At 44.0% G+C, this 17890-nt stretch carries 16 protein-coding genes; 5 read left to right on the top strand and 11 right to left on the bottom strand.

Features of this window, described 5'->3' with window-relative positions; translation table 11 throughout:
* Nucleotides 1–111: 111 nt before the first annotated feature.
* The 5 genes from carA to WHS38_02390 are packed head-to-tail and all read left to right on the top strand — an operon-like array spanning nucleotide 112 to nucleotide 8975.
* Nucleotides 112–1275, top strand: coding sequence for a glutamine-hydrolyzing carbamoyl-phosphate synthase small subunit (carA, locus tag WHS38_02410; GenBank protein MEJ5299823.1), 1164 nt, complete (start codon nucleotides 112–114; stop codon nucleotides 1273–1275).
* A 1-nt stretch (nucleotide 1276) separates the two neighbouring features.
* Nucleotides 1277–4582: a carbamoyl-phosphate synthase large subunit gene (carB, locus tag WHS38_02405; GenBank protein MEJ5299822.1), complete on the top strand. Its 3306-nt coding sequence runs from the start codon at nucleotides 1277–1279 to the stop codon at nucleotides 4580–4582.
* A 23-nt stretch (nucleotides 4583–4605) separates the two neighbouring features.
* A complete protein-coding gene (gene purF / locus WHS38_02400; GenBank protein ID MEJ5299821.1) occupies nucleotides 4606–6036 on the top strand; it encodes an amidophosphoribosyltransferase in 1431 nt (476 codons plus the stop codon).
* Nucleotides 6037–6058: 22 nt separating this feature from the next.
* Nucleotides 6059–7099, top strand: a complete 1041-nt coding sequence (locus tag WHS38_02395; protein ID MEJ5299820.1) for a KpsF/GutQ family sugar-phosphate isomerase — start codon at nucleotides 6059–6061, stop codon at nucleotides 7097–7099.
* A 58-nt stretch (nucleotides 7100–7157) separates the two neighbouring features.
* Entirely contained in the window at nucleotides 7158–8975 is a 1818-nt protein-coding gene (locus WHS38_02390) for a M48 family metalloprotease (GenBank protein MEJ5299819.1), read from the top strand.
* 157 nt (nucleotides 8976–9132) lie between these two features.
* Here WHS38_02390 and WHS38_02385 read toward each other — a convergent pair whose 3' ends face one another.
* From WHS38_02385 to WHS38_02335, 11 genes are all read right to left on the bottom strand, one after another.
* Nucleotides 9133–9891, bottom strand: a complete 759-nt coding sequence (locus WHS38_02385) for a hypothetical protein (GenBank protein ID MEJ5299818.1) — start codon at nucleotides 9889–9891, stop codon at nucleotides 9133–9135.
* Nucleotides 9881–10330 carry a flagellar export protein FliJ gene (fliJ, locus tag WHS38_02380; GenBank protein ID MEJ5299817.1) on the bottom strand — a complete coding sequence of 150 codons (450 nt, stop codon included), beginning with the start codon at nucleotides 10328–10330 and terminating at the stop codon, nucleotides 9881–9883. Before fliJ ends, WHS38_02385 begins: the two co-directional genes overlap by 11 nt.
* A 19-nt stretch (nucleotides 10331–10349) precedes the next feature.
* On the bottom strand, nucleotides 10350–11678 hold the full coding sequence (locus WHS38_02375; protein ID MEJ5299816.1) for a FliI/YscN family ATPase: 1329 nt from the start codon (nucleotides 11676–11678) through the stop codon (nucleotides 10350–10352).
* 7 nt (nucleotides 11679–11685) lie between these two features.
* A complete protein-coding gene (locus WHS38_02370; GenBank protein ID MEJ5299815.1) occupies nucleotides 11686–12450 on the bottom strand; it encodes a FliH/SctL family protein in 765 nt (254 codons plus the stop codon).
* Entirely contained in the window at nucleotides 12443–13459 is a 1017-nt protein-coding gene (gene fliG, locus WHS38_02365; GenBank protein ID MEJ5299814.1) for a flagellar motor switch protein FliG, read from the bottom strand. The genes WHS38_02370 and fliG overlap by 8 nt, the downstream gene beginning before the upstream one ends.
* Nucleotide 13460: 1 nt before the next feature.
* Nucleotides 13461–15053, bottom strand: a complete 1593-nt coding sequence (gene fliF / locus WHS38_02360) for a flagellar basal-body MS-ring/collar protein FliF (protein ID MEJ5299813.1) — start codon at nucleotides 15051–15053, stop codon at nucleotides 13461–13463.
* 14 nt (nucleotides 15054–15067) lie between these two features.
* Complete coding sequence (gene fliE, locus WHS38_02355) at nucleotides 15068–15379, bottom strand: flagellar hook-basal body complex protein FliE (protein MEJ5299812.1); 312 nt, start codon at nucleotides 15377–15379, stop codon at nucleotides 15068–15070.
* Nucleotides 15380–15432: 53 nt separating this feature from the next.
* Complete coding sequence (gene flgC, locus WHS38_02350; protein MEJ5299811.1) at nucleotides 15433–15867, bottom strand: flagellar basal body rod protein FlgC; 435 nt, start codon at nucleotides 15865–15867, stop codon at nucleotides 15433–15435.
* A gap of 3 nt (nucleotides 15868–15870) precedes the next feature.
* The gene (gene flgB / locus WHS38_02345) at nucleotides 15871–16272 is read right to left on the bottom strand and encodes a flagellar basal body rod protein FlgB (GenBank protein MEJ5299810.1); all 402 of its coding nucleotides are present in this window, start codon (nucleotides 16270–16272) and stop codon (nucleotides 15871–15873) included.
* Between the two features lie 73 nt (nucleotides 16273–16345).
* Nucleotides 16346–17185, bottom strand: a complete 840-nt coding sequence (locus WHS38_02340; protein ID MEJ5299809.1) for a hypothetical protein — start codon at nucleotides 17183–17185, stop codon at nucleotides 16346–16348.
* Nucleotides 17182–17832 (bottom strand): response regulator transcription factor, encoded by a 651-nt coding sequence (locus WHS38_02335; GenBank protein MEJ5299808.1) that lies wholly within the window; start codon nucleotides 17830–17832, stop codon nucleotides 17182–17184. The genes WHS38_02340 and WHS38_02335 overlap by 4 nt, the downstream gene beginning before the upstream one ends.
* Nucleotides 17833–17890: the final 58 nt, after the last annotated feature.

Here is a 17890-nt window from a genome sequence, read left to right as displayed (position 1 = left end):
TACCGTTTCTTTACTGTTTAAGTGGCAAGGCGGGTTTGTATTAAACCCGCCCATACACACACGGTAGCATGGAGCTATAAGCTCCTTAAGATGAAAGGAGAAAAAACCTTTATGAGCTTTCCATGGAAACGACCTCGCGCTCTCCTTGTGCTCGAAGACGGCACAGTATTTAAGGGACGAGCCTTCGCAGGAAGAGGTAAAGCCTTTGGGGAAGTGGTTTTTAACACCGGCATGGCTGGATACCAGGAAATCCTCACAGATCCATCCTATAAGGGTCAAATGGTTGTGATGACCTATCCGCTCACCGGTAACTACGGAATCAACTCGGAAGACATGGAATCGGCAAACATCCAGGTTGAAGCTTTCATAGTCAAAGAATATCAGGATTTTCCAAGCAACTGGAGAAGCGAAAAAAGTCTTGCTGAATTTCTCGAAGAACACGGCAAGATAGGTATTGAAGGGGTTGATACAAGAGCTATTACTCGCCACATAAGGTTAGCTGGGGCTATGCGTGGAGTCATCGCCACGGATGTGGAAGATACTCCCGAAGTGCGCCGCGAACTCCTGGAAGAAGTGCTAGCATTCCCGGGTCTGGTGGGAATAGACATGGTTCAGCGAGTTACCTGTAGCGAACCCTATCTCTGGATCAACAACAGACCTCACCCTGGCATAAGACACTGGCTTAAAGACCACCCGGGATTTCGAATTGCGGCTCTAGATTTTGGCATTAAATACAACATTCTTCGTAACCTTGAACGTCAAGGATGTCAGATCCTTGTTTTCCCTGCAACCACAACAGCCGACGAAATTATGTCCTACGATCCCGATGGAATATTTCTTTCAAACGGCCCTGGAGACCCTTCAGCGGTAACATACGCCATAGAGACAACGAGAGCACTTCTCGGGTCCCGACCCATGTTCGGTATATGCCTTGGACATCAACTCATAGGGCTTGCTCTTGGAGGTCGCACATTCAAGCTAAAGTTCGGACATCGAGGAGTTAATCAACCCGTAAAAGATCTCACTACAGGCAAAGTGGAAATAACAAGCCAAAACCATGGCTTCTGTGTTGATCTCGACTCCCTTTCCCACGCTCCTGTAAGGCTTACTCACATCAATCTTAACGACGAAACTCTAGAAGGACTTGAACACCGAGATATTCCGGTTTTCTGTGTCCAGTATCATCCTGAAGCGTCCCCGGGACCCCATGATGCTACCTACTTGTTTGAGCGGTTCATAGATTCAATTAAAAAATTCAGAAAGAGGACTACGTAAGATGCCAAAACGGACCGACATTAGAAAGATTCTGATCATTGGTTCTGGGCCTATTGTTATTGGGCAAGCTTGCGAATTTGATTATTCCGGCACTCAAGCCTGTAAAGCACTTCGTGAAGAAGGCTATGAAATAGTGCTTGTAAACAGTAATCCCGCTACCATCATGACCGATCCGGGAATGGCGGATCGCACTTATATTGAACCCATAACGGTGGAAGCTGTAGCTAAAATTATCGAACGAGAGCGTCCAGACGCTTTACTGCCTACCCTTGGCGGGCAAACCGGTCTTAACACCGCAATCCGACTTTATGATGAAGGCATTCTGGATCGTTACGGAGTGGAGATGATCGGTGCAAGACCTGATGTAATCCGCAAGGCGGAAGATCGCAAGCTGTTTCGAGAAGCCATGGAGCGGATTGGCTTGAGAGTGCCTAAAAGCGGCATAGCTCATTCTCTGGAAGAAGCCGAAGCTATCGCCGCTTCGATAGGTTTTCCGATTATCATTCGTCCTTCATTCACTCTTGGTGGAACAGGCGGAGGTGTGGCTTATAACCGCGAAGAATTGCTTGAAATCGTTCAGCGCGGACTGGACGCAAGTCTTATAAATACTGTCATGTTAGAAGAATCGGTGCTCGGATGGAAAGAATTCGAACTTGAAGTTATGCGTGATCGAATGGACAACGTGGTTATTATTTGCTCCATCGAAAATGTTGACCCCATGGGAGTCCACACCGGCGATTCCATCACCGTAGCACCGGCTCAGACACTTACCGATCAGGAATATCAACGCATGCGAGATGCCGCAATCGCCATCATGCGAGAAATAGGAGTGGAAACAGGCGGTTCTAATGTCCAGTTCGCAATCAATCCTGAAAATGGGGACATGGTTGTGATTGAGATGAATCCCCGAGTCTCACGTTCATCAGCTCTTGCTTCCAAAGCAACCGGCTTCCCCATTGCAAAAATTGCGGCAAAACTGGCTGTAGGATACACTCTGGATGAACTTCCCAACGATATAACCAAAGAAACCAAAGCCTCCTTTGAACCGACCATCGATTACTGTGTTGTTAAAATTCCGCGATTTACCTTCGAAAAATTCCCCCGCACTCCCGATTTTCTCACAACATCTATGAAATCTGTCGGGGAAACGATGGCGATAGGTAGAACCTTTAAGGAGGCTCTTCAAAAGGCTATACGTTCATTAGAAATAGGTCGTTACGGCTTTCCAGATCCTCCACCAGATGTAACAGCAGAATACCTTGAACACCTTAAAGAACAACTCAACCGTCCCAATTCCAAGCGTCTTTTCCAGATCGCTGAAGCCATGAAGCTAGGTGTTTCTATCGATGAAATATACGAACGAACCAAAATCGATCGATGGTTCCTGCATCATATTCGTGAGATTGTGGAACTGGAAGACTACATCAGAAAAAATCCCTCTTTCCTTGATGATCCCGAAAACATGAAATTAGCAAAATCCTGGGGATTTTCCGACATTCGCCTGTCTCAACTCACAGGAACCGATGAGGAAACAATACGCCAGAAGAGGCTCGCTTTGGGGGTGCGCCCTGCTTACAAACTGGTCGATACCTGTGCCGCTGAGTTTGAAGCTTACACTCCCTATTTTTACTCAACCTATGAAGACGAAGATGAAGCCCGAGTTTCAAACCGTGAAAAGGTCATTATTATTGGTGGTGGACCTAATCGTATTGGTCAGGGAATAGAATTCGATTACTGCTGTGTTCACGCATCCTTCGCCTTAAAGGAAGAAGGCGTAGAAGCGATCATGGTTAATTCCAATCCGGAAACCGTTTCAACAGACTATGACACATCAGATAAGCTCTACTTTGAACCACTCACCAGAGAAGACGTGCTGAGCATTGTTGAGGAAGAAAGTCGTATTCTCGACGGTGGTGTTCCACTCCTTAAAGGGCTTATTGTTCAATTCGGCGGACAAACTCCCCTTAATCTCGCAGTGCCCCTGGAACGCGCAGGTGTTCAAATCCTAGGCACATCTTCAGATGCTATCGACAGAGCAGAAGACAGAAAAAGATTTCAAGAACTACTTCAGAAATTGGGACTTAAACAACCGGAAAATGCAACGGCTATGAGCATTGAAGAAGCTCTGGATGCAGCCCATGCTATAGGTTATCCGGTAGTGGTTCGCCCGTCCTATGTCCTTGGTGGAAGAGCAATGGAAATAATTTATGACGATGAGTCTCTCCGGGAATTTATGCAACAGGCGATACATGTAAGTCCGGGACATCCAATTCTTATTGATAAATTTCTCGAGGATGCCACTGAAGTAGATGTTGATGCCATAAGCGACGGGCAAATAACTGTTGTCGGCGGTATTATGGAACACATCGAAGCAGCAGGAGTCCATTCTGGAGACAGTGCCTGTGTGTTACCTCCCATCACCATTCCTGAGGATCTCCAGCAGGAGATCATGCGCCAGACAAAACTTATAGCCGCAGAATTGGGCGTAATCGGTTTGATGAACATTCAGTTTGCTATTCAAAAAGGAACCATCTACATTCTGGAGGTAAACCCGAGAGCATCAAGAACGGTCCCATTTGTGAGCAAAGCCATTGGTGTGCCATTAGCAAAACTGGCAACAAAAATCATGCTGGGGAAAACTCTCAAAGAGCTTGGATTTACCAGTGAAGTCCGTCCATCTCACATTTCCGTTAAAGAATCGGTTTTCCCGTTCAGTCGCTTCCCGGGAGTTGATATTTTGCTTGGTCCGGAGATGAAATCCACAGGAGAGGTTATGGGAATTGACAGATCTTTTGGGCTGGCTTTCGCCAAGTCCCAAATGGCGGGGGGATTTACTTTGCCTTTGAAAGGGACAGTGTTTATCAGCGTTCACGACAGAGACAAACCAAAAGTGGTGGAAGTTGCCAAGAGATTTAGCGAGTTGGGATTTAAAATTATCGCCACACAGGGGACAGCGGACTACTTGCGAGATCATGGCATACCTGCCGAAAGAGTTTTTAAGATCAGAGAAGGAAGACCCCATGTGGTCGATTACATAAAAAACGGCGCAGTTCACCTTGTCATCAACACAAGTCTTGGAAAGAAGACCTATTCGGATTCTTACGAAATTCGCCGCACAACTCTGCTTTACAATATCCCTTACGCTACAACTATTGCCGGATCGCTTGCCATGGCTGAAGCTGTATCGGCTCTTCAGCAAGGTGACTGGACGGTAAATTCTCTTCAGGAGTATCATTCATTAATTGACAAAGTTAGCATGGGTAAGGCGGAATTGCCAACCTACACACATGTTTCGGAACGGCATTAAGGTTAAGAGGTTAAGCTAACATCATGAAAAAATCACTCCCTTTGCTTGAAAAATTTATTCCTTCGAAGCGAGAAGAATGCGGAATATTTGGCGTTTATGGACACGAAGATGCGGCGAAACTTACCTACTTTGGACTCTACGCCCTTCAACATCGGGGACAGGAAAGTGCTGGTATTGCCGTGTCTGATGGTGGTTGTCTAAGGGATTATCGCCACATGGGACTTGTATCGGAAGTATTCAAAGAAGAAACGCTTCGGCATCTTCAGGGGTATCTTGCAATCGGTCACGTGCGTTATTCCACCACCGGATCATCTCTTCTCACTAATGCTCAGCCCTTCACTATGTTTCACGGTCACGAATACTATGCCATCGCCCACAACGGGAACCTGGTTAATGCCTACGAACTCCGTCAGGAACTGGAAGCCGAAGGTGCTATCTTCAGGACGACTATGGACACAGAAGTCATCATGCACCTGGTGGCGAGAAACCTCAAATACGGGCTTGAGGAAGCTCTGATTAGAGCTCTAGAACGAGTTAAAGGCGCCTATTCTCTGGTGCTTTGCACTCGTGATAATCTCATCGCTGTGAGAGATCCTCGAGGATTCCGCCCTCTATGCCTTGGACAGATCAACAGCGATACCTATGTTGTGGCATCTGAAACCTGTGCGTTCGATCTTATTGAAGCCAAATATCTGAGAGACATTGAGCCCGGCGAAATTCTGTTTATAAATCACAACGGTTGTCGATCTATTAAACCGTTTAAGGTGGAGCAATCAAGATACTGCATCTTCGAGTTCATATACTTTGCTCGCCCTGATAGCTCCATTTTTGGTCAAAATGTCTATATGGTAAGAAAAAAACTTGGTCATACTCTCGCCAGAGAAAATGCCATAACGGGTGATATGGTCATGCCCTTTCCCGATTCGGGCAATTACGCTGCGCTTGGTTTTTCTGAAGTATCTGGTATTCCTTTCGAGATGGGCATCATAAGAAACCATTACGTAGGTAGAACCTTTATCCAACCAAGTCAGAGCATGAGAACCTTCGCCGTCAGAGTAAAGCTCAACCCAGTAAAGGAACTCATCAAAGGAAAACGAATCATCTTAATTGAAGATTCCATCATTCGCGGGACTACCACAAGAACCAGAATTAACGCACTCAGGCAGGCTGGCGCTAAAGAACTCAGCATGCTTGTGAGCTGTCCGCCTCACCGTTTCCCATGTCCATACGGTATCGATTTCTCAACCAAAGGGGAACTCATAGCCGCATCTCACAGTTTGGAAGAGATTCGACAATTCATAGGACTGGATGCTTTGAATTATCTCAGTCTGAAAGGTCTATTGGAAGCAACTGGTTACGGGCTTGATGATCATCCCTTCTGCATAGCCTGTTTCACTGGAGAATATGCTGTGCCATACGAGAGAGAGCTTCAAAAAGATTGTTTTGAAAGATAAGAAGGCACGGTGAAGGAAAGTCATGGTAGATCACGAAGACGTTAAAATAGTTGAATGGGCAAAAGAGGTTTTATCTACCGAGATTGAAGGAATTTTAGCTGTAAGAGAAAGACTGGGTATTGAATTTGTTCATGCTATTGAACTCATTGAAAAGTGCCGAGGGCGTGTAATCACGGTCGGTATCGGGAAGTCCGGCATTGTGGCTCGTAAAGTTGCGGCAACTCTTAGCAGCACTGGCACTCCAGCTTTTTTCTTGCATCCGTCGGAAGCTCTTCATGGGGATCTCGGCATGGTTCGCTCCAAAGATGTTTTGATTGTAATATCTAACAGCGGTGAAACAGACGAAATTTACCAGATCATCAAAGCATTAAAACTAATCGAGGTTAAAATTATCGCTCTTACAGGCAACCCTTTATCAAGAATAGCTCTACTTAGTGACGTTGTTATCGATGTGTCGGTTCCAAAGGAAGCCTGCCCACTGGGCCTTGCTCCTACAACAAGCACTACTGCTTCTCTGGCTGTAGGAGATGCTATCGCCGTGGTTCTTGCAAAGCTCAGGAATTTTAATCCAAAGGATTTTCGACGTCTTCACCCCGGTGGACACCTTGGTGAAAGACTTCGAGTTCCGCTTATTCAAATCATGCGAGAAGGAGATGAAATTCCCTGGGTCAGATCCGATGATTCGATTGAGAAAGCCATCCAGGAGATGAACGAAAAAGGGCTGGGAGCTACACTTGTAGCGGAATCAGATGATTCTGGCGAAAAAGTTGAACCTCGCTTATGTGGGATATTTACTGATGGAGATCTTCGGCGAGCCTTTGTTCGTTGGGGAGCAGCTTTATACGAACGCACGGTCAGAGAGGTGATGACCCCCCGCCCTAAAACGATTGCGTTGGACCGTTTTGTTTCAGATGCTCTGGAAATGATGGAACGCCACCTTATAACTGTCCTGCCAATTGTGGATTATAAAGGAACGGTGCGAGGCATCATTCATCTTCACGACTTGCTCGGAAAAGGTAAAATAGAGTTTAAAATGACTAATGGAGCGGATTCGCATCTCTAGCGATACACGGACGGACTCCTAAAGACATTTTCCGAAAAGTTCCTTAAAGAGAAAGCTCATGTATGGGCAAATAATTCGCTTTATAATCGTGGTTTTCCTGTACGTAGTTAAGCCAGCTGATACTAAGCCTTTCATGAATCCATGGCTGAGTGTATTGCTTTTTTCACTTCAATTCGGATTGTTTTATTTGCTTTGCAAAGTAGTCTTTGTCAGACACACAAGAAGAACTATATCACCTTCGGTTGAAGATTATTTTAGAACTGAAGTTCTCCTGGGCATCATTTCCATACCCTTCTTTGCTTTTGTTACTTATGGGATTGACATCAAGTATTTTCTATCCTTTATTCCGGGCTTCAAAGCCTCAATGACAATATCTAATGCCTTTGCTTTCCTACTATATTTTACTTATCTATGCCTGATCTGGTTTAGTGGATACGAATTTTTCTGCAAAGCCTTCCATACAAACGTTTCGATTAGGAATCACCTCAGGAACCAAATTCGGTTTTATTCTGGTTTTGTAATTCCCTGGTTGGTTTTATCCTTCTTTTCCGACATTGTGAATTATGCTCTCCCGTGGAAATTTTTCAAAACCGAAGGTGGTCATCTTATATCGACTATTCTCGGCTTTGTAATTTTTTCCTTTTTCGGCGTAGGCTTTATAGTCAAGACGTGGCAATGCAAGCCCCTACCACGAGGACCTAAAAGGGATCTAATTGAACGCTTCCTTAAGGCTCACCAGTTCTCAGTAAGGGATATTCTTTTGTGGACACCTCTTGCCTCCGAAAGAGACCTAACAGCCGGGATCATGGGTTTTCTTCCCCGCTTTCGTTATATTCTAATAACTCCCGCTTTGCTGGAAGTCTTAAGTGATGAAGAACTTCTTTCTGTAATCGCCCACGAAATGGGACATATCAGGAAATTCCATATGCCCTTTTACTTGGCCTTTTTCACTGGATATATCCTGATAGTTTATGCCTTTAGTGATTTCGTAATTTTATGGGTGCTCAGTCGAGAAAAGTTGATATCGCTTGCAGCTACATCCGATTTCTTTTCTGTAACTGTTCTAGCTTTGCTCACTACCATCCCTTTCTTGATTTTCCTACTTGTCTATTTCCGCTTCATTTTTGGATACTTTTCCAGAAACTGTGAGCGGCAAGCTGACCTCTACACTCTAGAGTTACTGGGCACTCCTCTTCCTCTTACAAACTCCCTGAGGAAAATAGCGGTTCTTAGTGGAAACGTGGGTAACAAACGTAACTGGCATCATTACAGTATAATAGAGCGCATAGAGTTTATTCAGGAAGCAGGCTATAATCCTTCTGTAGGGGAAGCTCACAACAAAAAACTCGCTACCAAAATGAAAATCTGGTTCTTAGTGGTGGTGCTTCTGGTAATTTGTGGCTTAGCAATCAAAAAAAGTTCGTGGTTTGAGCGTGCCATGTTGGACACAAATCTTAAGGTTGTAGCCACTGCTGTCAACCAATCATTCTGGGATCCCCGTTTCTATGCCGCTTATGGCGGGTATCTAATAGAAAAGGGATCTTACGAATACGCCGAGAAAGTTCTTACCAGAGGACTTTTACTTTTCAAAGATGATCCAGAAATTTTGAATACTCTAGCATGGCTTTATGCAACTGCTCCCCCTCCACTTAGAAACCCTGCTAGAGCTGTTGAACTTGCTGAAAAGGCAACAAAACTAAGCCCAGAAAGCGCCCATATATGGGACACTTTAGCCGAAGCATACTACTCCTATGGTTCCTACGAAAAAGCTCTGGAAGCCATAAATAAAGCCATTGATCTGAATTCTCCACCAAAAGACTATTACCTGAAACAAAGAGAAAAAATCCAAAGGCGGCTGATAAAGAAAAGTTCTTGATAATACAAAAGCAGAAACGTGTTACAAGGTATTTTTATATAGTGTTTGAAAAATCTCGCTTATTTGGCCAGGTAGGGAACAGCATGCCGTGCCCCTACTATATGACAACCTTGAGGGTTATCAGCGCGATCTTTTGCGAACGACCCTGGTTTTGCCATTACTGGGCCCCAGAGTTTTTAACCTTAGATAGTTTTTGGGAAATCTCCGCTGCTTTTTTGACATCCATGTTGGCTATAATTTTTGCCGCTTGTTCCGTGGTCATTCTAGATATGATATTCACCACAAGATCATCATCGAGCTTTTCAAGTAGCTTTGACGCTTCCTTGGGCTTCATGGTTCCATAAATTTTTACCAGCGAATCTATCTTTTCATTTTTGAGGCGTTCCTGTTCTTTTCGGAAGGCTTCAATATTCCTTTGAATTTCTTCAAGTCTTGCGAGTTTTCCCTCAATATCTTTCTGAAGAGACTTTAATAGAGCTTCCTTTTCAGCTAAGGCTCTCTCTTTCTCGCTAAGTTCTCGTTCTCTTTTCTCGATAAAACCAGTGCATTCAGGTGGTGCTCCTCTCGTGGAAGATACTCCTCCTGAGACTGATCCCCCACCATCCATTTTGGTTTCACCAGCCGCTTCTTCCTTGGACGCTCCCGAAGAATCTTTCATGGTAGTGAGATTCTGAGATGATGCACCTTTTTTCAAAGTCTTCGTTGACTGTGCGTAAGCTTCAGTCACGGACAGTTGAGAATTTTCTCTATCGTTAACATTACCATCTTTTGTCTGTGAAAATTGAGATTTCGCAGGATTTTCGTTTTTAGACAAAAAGGGCAGACTCTTTATCAAAGGGCTAAGGCGAAATACAAATCCCACAGTTGACAATACAATGCTCATAATTAGAACGAGCCTGAAAAATTTAGACATCATTGGAATCCTTTCCCCAATTAAGGACTACCATTTCATCACTTGCCTTTTGAGCAAGTTTTGTCTCTTCCTTCCTGTATCGTTCCTCTTCCTGTTCTTTCAACGCTTTTAACATCTCAACTTTTTTCTTCATCTCAATAAGTTTCTCACGTTGCTGTTCAAGCCTTTTCATAACATCTCGCAACTTAGCCTGTTCGGCAAGCAAACGACGTTCCAAAGCCTCGAGATTTTCCGAAAACAAACGACATTCTTCAGGAGAAATCCCTTCACTTTGCTTAGCTGAAAAAATTTCCGACCATTTGAATCGTTCCATCTCGAGCCTAAGACATTCTTTTTCGATCGAGCTTGCCTCCTGAGCAATCTTTGCCAGTTCATACTGCTCCCGTTCAAGAAGCTTCTCTCGATATTCTAGCAAACCATCGTATCGGAACTTGAAAGCCATAAATCACCTCCAACCTTCATCAGCCAAGAAGTGCTCTCAACATTGATATGGATTCTTCTATAGTGCATTTTTCCTCAATGGGTTGGCGAAGATAAGCATTTAGCTTATCAATCATGCTGATAGCGTAATCGGTTTCAGGATGAGAGCCCTTAACATAAGCTCCAATTCTTATCATGTCTTCATTACGTTTATACTGCGCTAGAATTTCTATAAATCTTTTTGCAAGGTTACGATGTTCTGGTGAAGCAATTTGATCTGTCAGACGGCTGACGCTTTTAAGAACATCAATGGCAGGATAATGGCGGTTCTGAGCAAGTCCTCTATCTAAGACAATGTGCCCATCAAGTATAGATCGAACTGTATCGGCAATTGGATCGTCCATATCATCACCTTCAACGAGAACAGTGTAAATTCCCGTGATAGATCCTCTTTCAAAATTTCCAGCTCTTTCCAACAACTGAGGTAACATACTGAACACACTTGGGGTGTATCCTCTGCTTGTTGGAGGCTCTCCAGCGGCAAGACCTACTTCACGAGCGGCCATAGCGAAGCGAGTCACAGAATCCATCAAAAGAAGAACATCTTTTCCCTTATCTCGAAAATATTCGGCTATAGCGCAAGCAACATAGGCAGCCCTTATGCGAAGAGTTGCCGGCTGGTCAGATGTTGCCACGATAACAACCGAATGAGACAAACCATCTTCGCCCAATTCTCGCTCTAAAAATTCTCGCACTTCTCGTCCTCGCTCACCAACAAGAGCTATGACATTGATGTCAGCCGAGGTGTAGCGAGCGATCATCCCAAGAAGAGTGCTTTTGCCCACACCTGATCCTGCAAAGATTCCCATTCTCTGTCCTTTTCCTATAGGCAGAAGACCGTTAATAGCTCGAATCCCTACGTCTAGTTGTTGAGTAATAAGGGGTCTAGTAAGAGGATTAACGGTAGAACTTTTAAGAGGATAGGGAATTCCATGAGTGTTTGGTAATTCTCTGCCATCTATCGGACTTCCTACAGCGTCTATGACTCTTCCGATAAGTTCATCAGAAACAATAATGGAATCTGAAGCTTCATACCGCCTAACAAGGCATCCAGGACGAATTCCTCTAATGGGCGACATGGGGCTTAACTTCATTCGCTTTTCCTGAAAGCCCACCACTTCCCCAATTATAGGATCAAATCCGTCGCCCGGGTAAATTGAACAAAGTTCACCCACAGCGCAGTTCAATCCTTCTACTTCAATAAGATTTCCCACCAGTCTGATCACTCGCCCGTATTTTACAAAGGGAGCAGACTTAAAGCCGCGATTCAATATTTCGTAAAGTCCTAAATAGTCTTTATCGATCGCCATTGTTTCCTTATCTTGCAGATTCTATAAATATTTCTCTTTTCATCTCTTCCAACAACTTGCTAAGAGTCGCATCCAACAAAGCTAGATCGCTCTCAAGCCGACAACTTCCCCGCTCCAGAGCAGGATCTTCCGCAAGCCTCAATGCCTTTCCCTGAGTGCGAGCCCATTCGTCAAAATCGGACCCAATTCTAAGTAAAGACAGATCTTCAGGATTAAGAAAGACCGTTATTGGAACGTTATCCTCCATTTCTTTTGCAAGCCTTCCGATAAATCCAAGTAGTGCCTGGGGCTTGGTTGTAAGTTCTCCTTGAATAATATGCTTTGCAATGGTGAAAGCCGCTTCGATGAGCCACTCCTTGTAATCGTTCATAATGGAATAAGGAAGATTACTTAGCGATTTTAGAGTTTCTCCACACTGTCTAGCTATTTCTCGAGCATCCTCCATACCCTGCTCATAACCAACCTGGTATCCCTCGGCACGGCCTTCTTCGAAAGCCCGATTCTTGATCTCCTGAGCCTCCCGTTCAACCTCGCTGAGCCTTTTTATAACAAGCTCCTCGATGTCCGGAGGCTGAAGAAGTTCCATCCGAACCTCATTTGATAAATCTGTTCGGACCGAATCACTTCTTTCTTCACCTTCACTTTTTTCTTCCGTTGGTTCCACCTGTACTAAATCACGACCTTGACTGACTGACTCGTCAAAGTTCTCAAAGGAAAAAGGCTCAACGTCGGAGGCTTCATAAGATTTTTTAATAATCCCTCCTTTAGACAAGAGCATCGCCTCCTTCGCCACCTGCAAGAATTATACGCCCCTCCTTTTCCAACCGACGAGCCACTTCAATAATTCTCTGCTGAGCCGCTTCGACTTCGCTCAGTCTAACAGGACCAAGCACAGCAAGATCTTCTTCGAGAATCTGGGCGGCGCGTTTGGAGAGATTCCTTAAAATCTTCTGCTTAAGCTCTTCCGAGGCAGTCTTGAGCGCAACCACGAGATCCTTGTTGTCCACTTCCTTGAGAAGCTCACGGATGCCCACGTCGGGCACGGCCACAAGGTCGTCAAAGACGAACATAAGTTTACGAACTTTTTCCGCCGTTTCAGCATCCGCTTCTTCCAGAGCCTGAATAACTGAATCGCTGGTTTTACGATCACAGCGGTTCAGAATTTCCGCAACTTTTTTTACTCCACCAAGTACCTGTTGCATTTCACCGCCCAGAGATAAGAGTTCCCGTTCAAGAGCTTCATCAACTTCTCTAACAATTTCAGCAGGAACAGTTTCCAGATTGACGATACGGTTTATCACTTCGAATTGGAGTCCTGGAGGTAAATTAGCAAGAACTTGAGCTGCCTTATCTTCCCCCAAATGGGACATAACAAGAGCAATCGTTTGCGGGTGTTCTGCTCTAAGGAAATTCGCCAGGACTCGAGCGTCCATATCACGGATGTTTTTGAAAGGGATCTTTTCTTTCTCTTTTTCTATGGACTTAATCACATCCTGAGCCGCATCGGGTCCCAAAGCATTTGGTAAAAGCTGCCTAAAATATTCTTCACCAAGAATACGAATAGCTTCCGAATCTTGAAACTGTTCAGAAAAATCCGATAAGACCTCTGTCGTGGTTTTTGGATCTACCCCTCTAAGATTGCTCATTTCAACACCGAGCTTTTTAATCTCGTCGGCATTAAGATGTTTGATTATTTCTGCAGCTACCTGTTCTCCTAAAGCTAATACCAGGATGGCGGCTTTCTGAGGTCCTGAAAGCTTCTTATCCTTTTTCTCCGGCATGTTACACCTCTTCTCTTAACCAGGCGCGAATAATTTCCGCCGCTTTTTCAGGTTGTTCCTTAGCAATTATAATCGCTCTTTCTCGAGGAGAAAGCTCTTTTGGAGCTTCTTCAACCGGAGGAAGCGCCTCCATTCTCTCTACCGGTGGAAGTTCCCTGACAGCCTCAGGAGGTGCCATCCTTTCAAGCCTTTTAAGAACAGGTCTTACGATCAAGAAGAAGACTAGGACCACAAGAAGGAGATTAAGAAATGGCTTGTAATGTTCCCTGGCCAGAGCGATCCATCTCTGCACGGGTGGCAAAACAGGTGGAACTTCCCCTGCAAAGGGTATGTTGGTAACACTTACCTGATCGCCTCTAACATCATTATAACCAACAGCTTTTTTTACAATGTCTTCAATCGCTTTCATTTCATCAGAACTACGACCAACAAATACCTTTTTGACAGTCTTTTTGTCTTTTTCTTCTTTATAGGGGCCATCAACTAACACGGCAACAGAAAGGCGTTTTATTGTTCCCGGTGCATAAACAACCTGACGTGTTGTTTTATTTAGTTCGTAATTTACAATTTCTTCCTGACGTTCCGAACTCTGACCGCCCCCAGCTTCTTCGGGTTTATTCGGGCTACTGGTGAGAAGCTTGCTCTCCACGTTAATAGGAACATCAGGGTTTCCTTTTGGTTTTTTGGATGCCCCCTGCATTTTCTCCACAATACGTTGTTGACTTCGAGGCGTTGCACTATCAGGATCTACCATCTCTTCTGAAATTTTTATTTGGTTAAAGTCGAGATCCAACGTCACTCTTGAGATAACTCCTTCATTGCCTATCACAGGTGCAAGCATAGACTGAATTTTACGCTGAAGCTCCTCTTCAAGTCGCTGTTTATATCGGAGTTGTAGATCGGAAAGTTCAAAAGAAGACTGAGTCGGATCTTTTTTGAAAAGAACCTGACCATCGGTGCTCATGATGGTCACGTGATCGTCGGTAAGACCCTTAACGGCGCTAGAGACAAAATGCACTATGCCCTGAAGTTCAGATGGACTAAGTTGTTGCCCCCTTTTTAGCTTCACTACGATAGCGGCACTGGGCGGTTTTTCATCTCGGACGAAAAGAGATTCTTCCGGAAGCACCAGGTGAACTCTGGCATCTTCAATTTTTTCAAGCTGGGCTATGGTTCTGGCAAGTTCCCCTTGAAGAGCTCGCTGGTAATTGACTTTTTGAACAAATTCTGTGCTACCAAGTTTTTGCTCATCGAAGATTTCAAACCCTACGCCGCTTCCTTTGGGTATCCCGGCTTTTGCCAGAGAAAGTCTAGCGTCATAGAGATTAGCTCTTGGGACAAATATACGACTTTCTTCAATTCTATACGGGATCTTTGCCTGCTTGAGATGATCCACAACGGATGCCATCTCCTGTTCTGGGACATTGCCGTAAAGCAGCACATAATCCGGCTTGTTGATTTCATACAAAACAAAGCCGACGCTCCCCAGAACAGCCAGGATGGAACCCACAACAAAGATCCTTTGGGGAAGTGTTGCCTTCCCCCACCAATCCCGCAAGCTACTAGATATATTTTTGAAACGTTCCAGAGCCATAGAAACTCCCTACTTTAGACCTGCATTCTCATAATTTCCCTGTAAGCATCAATGGCTTTGTTCCTGATCTGCATAAAGAGTCTCAAGCTTATCTCCGCTTCCTGAAGTTTTATCATGGCTTCGTGAATATCCTCAACACCCTTAATAGCCCCCTCTTCCATGACCTGATCAGCTTCCTTCTGCGAGGCGTCAACTTTCTTTATGGCGTTTCCAACTTCCGAGACAAAAGATGGAAAACCATCTTCTCCACCTTTCTCAACTACTTCTTTCTTTGGTGTAACTTCCATATTGACTAGTTTATTTAGAGAAACGCCGTTAATGCTCATTTCAACTCTCTCCAATTTTTATTTTGCCTATTTTAAGGCTATGACAATAATTTTTATTTTCCGAGTTCCAAAGCCCTAAGAATGATCTGTTTGGTCGTATCAAGCACAGTAAGGTTGGCTTCATAGGCTCTCGACGCTTCCATAAGATTTGCCATCTCTTCTACGGGATTGATATTTGGATATTTTACCATACCTCGGGCATCGGCATCGGGGTGAGACGGATCATAAACCTCCTTGAAATCTCTTCCATCCGGCACAATGTCGGCTACTCTGACTTTCTCAAGAGCATCTTCCTGACGCTTTAGAACAGCAGAAAAACTTTCCTCTACTGGAGCAGTTTCAAAAATTACCGTCCTTCTTCTGTAAGGCTGTCCATCGTCAGTTCTGGTTGTATTAACGTTAGCGAGATTGGCGGCCACCGTTGTCATCCAGGCTCTGTTTGCACTAAGCCCGGACGAACTGATTTTCAATATTTTATCGAAACTCATAGTTTACACACCTCCCCCTTCGGTAAGAGCTAACTTCAAAAGAGCAAATTTCTTATTAAGCATGGTTACAAGAAACTGATATTCGATGTTATTGCGAGTAAGCTTTGCCATTTCTTCTTCAAGATCTACTGGTCCTGTCATTTCGATATTGACTCGATCAGCTTCTCTCTTAAGAACTTCTTCAGGTTCTGGATTTTTAACATGCTGAGGATGCGATGAAACTAGCTGGAGTTTCGGTTCCATAGCTTTCTTAAGAACTTCTTCGAAAGAGATATCTTTTGCTACATAACCGGGAGTGTCAACATTAGCGATGTTAGATGCGACAAGTTCTTGACGTCTGGTGTTAAGTGATAAACGGTCTTCAATTAAACGGACGGTTTTTTCAAAGACACCGGTGGTCTTCATGACACTTCCTCCCTGAATAGATTGGATGCCACTGAAAAAAAGAGCAAAAGGAATGCCATAATGTCGGTTAGGTTTACTCAAACCACCTTTTTCTGGGCAGGAAAGCGATAACAAAATAGCGGTTTTTTCTGGAAACTGTAGTGAGAGAAATATTAAGGCCTGCGGCTATATTACGAGCTATAATAAGCCCTATACCGGCACCGTGAGCGGCGGTTTCTCTCTCAATATCGTTTAAGACGACCAGATAGGGTCTCCGGCGGAAAACCCCAGTGCGGATATACACCTTTTTATCCGCATATCTGAAAGCATTATCGATGATAAGCTGGAGAAATATTGAAGTTTCCTGAGTGTTTACGAAAACTTTAGCAGGTTGAAGTCTTAATTTGACATAAAGCTGTGAGTGTTTTTCAAAATAACCCTTCACTATATCAAGAACAATCTCTTTCAGATCAACAATCATCCTGGCTAGATGTTCTGGTCGAAATTCCTCTATCACCTTTATAATATTTTTGAACTCGGACTCCATCTCCTGAAGGCTTAGCTTAGCTCGGTTTAATACCTCATGAGAAAACCGACTTTCCATAATGGAAAGATTTAGCTTTTGAGTTATAAGAAAATTTCCAAACTTATGCGAAAGTACCTGGGAAATTGTCTGCTTAAAACGATAGGACTTTTCACGCTGATCAACATACCTGACGAGTAGCTCATAAAACAGCACAACCGCCAGAGCTGAAAGCCCCAAGATCCAAAAGAAAAGACTTGCTCCAAAAATTACTGTTGATTCATAGGCATAGATAGGATCAACAACTGATATTTTCATGAAAAAGTAGGCACAGGACCAAATCCAGAGGCACAAAAAGGCTAACCCAATAATGAAGCAAAATCGTAATATAAGAGAGATTTTTTCCTTCAAACCAGCCTGTAACCTCTTCCCTTGTAAGTTTCAATGGCTCGAGGAAACAGTTTTCTCAGTTCTTTTATATAAGCTCGGAGAGTTTCTTCGGTAACAACAGCATCAGTCCAGACATTTTTTAAAAGTTCATCTTTATCAATTATGCGTCCTCGATTTTTCACAAGGTATATTAAAAGATCCCAGGCTCTTCGACTCAATTTTATTTCTTGCCCCTGTTTAAAAACTACACCCGAAAACTGATCCACCACGCAATCTTCTATTATGTGGCGCGAAGCAGCACCCGTTCTTCGAAGCAAAGCATCAAGCCGCAGGAGAAGTTCCTCCATTTCAAAGGGCTTAACGAGGTAATCATCGGCTCCTCGAACAAAACAATCTTTTTTGGATTCAATGCTACTTTTCGCCGTTAACACCAGAACCGGAATAACAGGCGATTGGGAACGTATTATATCTAAAATCTCTTCGCCTGATCTTTCAGGTAGAATCAAGTCCAGAATAACAAGGTCAAAACGGGAGAAGTCAACTTCTTGCTCGATCTCAGCAAATCTTTCCTTAACCCAGGTAACCGAAAACCCGTGCATTTTCAGATAGTCTCTGAGACTATCCCCAAGTAAAACATCATCCTCAATGAGTAAAATCGTGCCTCGCATTGGATCCACAATTACACTCCGCCAGTCCGCTAACCCTCATTGTCTATTAGAGACATTC

This window comes from Thermodesulforhabdaceae bacterium (genome assembly GCA_037482015.1).
Classification (GTDB): domain Bacteria; phylum Desulfobacterota; class Syntrophobacteria; order Syntrophobacterales; family Thermodesulforhabdaceae; genus JAOACS01.
Note: the sequence above shows the minus strand (reverse complement) of the source record. Positions and strands in the feature narration are given on the sequence as shown.